At 44.7% G+C, this 2,255-nt stretch carries 3 protein-coding genes and 1 pseudogene; 3 read left to right on the top strand and 1 reads right to left on the bottom strand.

Features of this window, described 5'->3' with window-relative positions:
• Together ACLD4K_RS21950 and ACLD4K_RS21945 are read left to right on the top strand one after the other, a co-directional pair.
• Positions 1-870 (top strand): RHS repeat-associated core domain-containing protein (locus tag ACLD4K_RS21950; protein WP_411012510.1); only part of this gene is annotated, 870 nt, incomplete at its 5' end.
• Positions 864-1,406 carry an SMI1/KNR4 family protein gene (locus ACLD4K_RS21945; protein WP_000890316.1) on the top strand — a complete coding sequence of 181 codons (543 nt, stop codon included), beginning with the start codon at positions 864-866 and terminating at the stop codon, positions 1,404-1,406. The genes ACLD4K_RS21950 and ACLD4K_RS21945, both read left to right, overlap by 7 nt.
• Before the next feature lie 470 nt (positions 1,407-1,876).
• Here ACLD4K_RS21945 and ACLD4K_RS21940 read toward each other — a convergent pair whose 3' ends face one another.
• Complete coding sequence (locus ACLD4K_RS21940) at positions 1,877-2,044, bottom strand: SymE family type I addiction module toxin (protein ID WP_411012509.1); 168 nt, start codon at positions 2,042-2,044, stop codon at positions 1,877-1,879.
• Positions 2,045-2,176: 132 nt separating this feature from the next.
• Here ACLD4K_RS21940 and ACLD4K_RS21935 point away from each other — a divergent pair.
• Positions 2,177-2,255, top strand: a pseudogene (locus ACLD4K_RS21935) (hypothetical protein); the annotation flags it as partial.

Here is a 2,255-nt window from a genome sequence, read left to right as displayed (position 1 = left end):
CATACGGCGCGGAGCCGGACGGACTTTGTGTGGGAGGGGTTCAGGCTGTTGCAGGAGAACGTGCAGCAGCAGGGCTGGCGGACCTATCTGTACGATGCGGAACAGCCGTACACGCCGGTGGCGAGCGTGACGGGGCGGGGAGAAAGCAGGCAGGTGTGGTATTACCACACGGACGTGACGGGCACGCCGCAGGAGGTGACGGCGGCGGACGGAACGCTGGTGTGGGCGGGGTATATCAGGGGGTTTGGAGAGAATGCGGCGGACATCAGCAACAGCGGGGCGTACTTTCACCAGCCGCTGCGGCTGCCGGGGCAGTATTTTGACGACGAGACAGGGCTGCATTACAATCTGTTCAGATATTATGCACCGGAGTGTGGCAGGTTCGTCAGTCAGGACCCGATTGGGCTGAATGGAGGTATTAACCTCTACCAATATGCACCGAATCCGTTGAGTTGGATTGATCCGTGGGGGTTAGCTGGTAGCCGTCTTCCCAGAAGTAATGGTTACTGGGACGGTAGCCCTGGAGAGAGTAATTGGCATTCCAATAATCCATCCGTAAATGCGATTACTGGTGGCGAGCCAATTTCCTTCTCTGGAGGAAGACCGGATTTCTCACCGTGGTCAAAAGGTTCTATTACCTTTAACGAAGGTGTTCTTAATGGTAGTCAAAATGATTTTACTGAAGTATACAAAAGTATTGCTAAAGAAATGAATATTACACCTACTGCAGCTAAAAACTTACTCTCAGAAAAAGGACTTACCCCGCATCATTTGAGTGTTACAGAGATTATATTAGTTCCAAGTGATTTGCATGGGAATATCCCGCATATTGGATCAGCTTCAGATATGAGGAATTCATCAAGATGTTAGAAAAGATAGAGTTTCTGGGGGGAGAAATTTCCCCTTTCAAAAATACGGAAAAAGAAAGAGCCTTAGATGATCTCCTAATGATTACAGGGAGGCTTCCAGATGATTATCGTGGTTTTTTATACGATTATGGAGGAGTTGTTAAATTCAATTGCATAGTGATTTTTAAAGGCATAGAAATGTCTGTTTGGGCTGACAATAAAGGTTTTGATACTATTGATTATTTTTATGGATTGCTTGATTTAAATAAAGATTATTTGCTTGCAAATGCTATTAATACATATAAAGAATATTTTAAAATGTTATGGATTCCAATCGGTTGTTCATCTGGCGGGAATCAAATTTGTTTATGTATTAAAGGGAATAAGAAAGGGTCAGTGTGGTTTTGGAATCATGAAATGGATCCAATTATTAATAATAAACCTAGTTCGGGGTTGACTCTAATTGCCTCCAGTTTTAATGAATTTATTTCCAAACTTGAAAAAGAGGAAGTTGATAACTCCCCATCGAAAGCCATAAGTATTTCTTTGGATTTTTAAGTAATGTACCCGATTTGTATATTGATAATTTTAAAATATCCACCGACCAGTGTCGATATCTTCTGGAGACGCTGGGTTTTTGTGGGATTATGGAAACAAAAGAACATAAAGGATATCTTACACATTTCACAAATCCAGGGTTGGCACCGAGTAAGTCACACAGTTCAAACTGGGCCTACCCCGTAGATTTCTGGATCGGAGGCGATGGAATAAATCGCGAGGCTCTAGAATTCTGGTTTGGTGAGTATAAATCGATTGTTATGTAAATGACTTCCTGTCGGCTTATAGAGAAACCAGGATCTATAATAACTTGCTGAATATCCCGGCTTCTCACCGAGATCGTTCAATTATCTGCTACGTTTGATCACCGGAATATTCCCGGTGTCATTCAGCGCCCCCAGAAAATTTTTCAGCCATGCTTTAACGTTTCGTTGGTTGATATACGTCACGCTCATCCCTTCAATACAGCCTCACAGTTCGCGGATATTTTGTGGCGTAATCACAATGCAGTCTTTCATCACCCGAATTTTAACGGGCATCCCGTTAATAAACCCGGCCTGCGACGTCCATTCGCCGTACAGACGAACCGGGCGACCCTCAACGCGTGAGTAAAACTCGCTGTAGCTAAAATCCGGCACAGTATCAGGATCGCGTATCGATCTCGCTTTTTTAGTGGGTTTCAGCAGATTGGCATTTTCTGCTGATGTTCATCGTGATCAACTGAGACTGGAAAAGAAACATCAGTATTACAGGGAACAGAAAGCGAATGCTACAACCGGCCTGGGTTGCCGGAGACGGTGAACTCACCGGGGAAACAGCAGGACAGGTATACCTGGAATGCGCTGGGGC

It is taken from the genome of Salmonella sp. 741265055_HSA, assembly GCF_046569525.1.
GTDB classification, from domain to species: domain Bacteria; phylum Pseudomonadota; class Gammaproteobacteria; order Enterobacterales; family Enterobacteriaceae; genus Salmonella; species Salmonella enterica.
Note: the sequence above shows the minus strand (reverse complement) of the source record. Positions and strands in the feature narration are given on the sequence as shown.

Excerpts from the sequence above, each read along its gene's own strand:
- ACLD4K_RS21945 (WP_000890316.1), top strand. The coding sequence starts at position 864 with ATGTTAGAAAAGATAGAGTTTCTGGGGGGAGAAATTTCCCCTTTCAAA.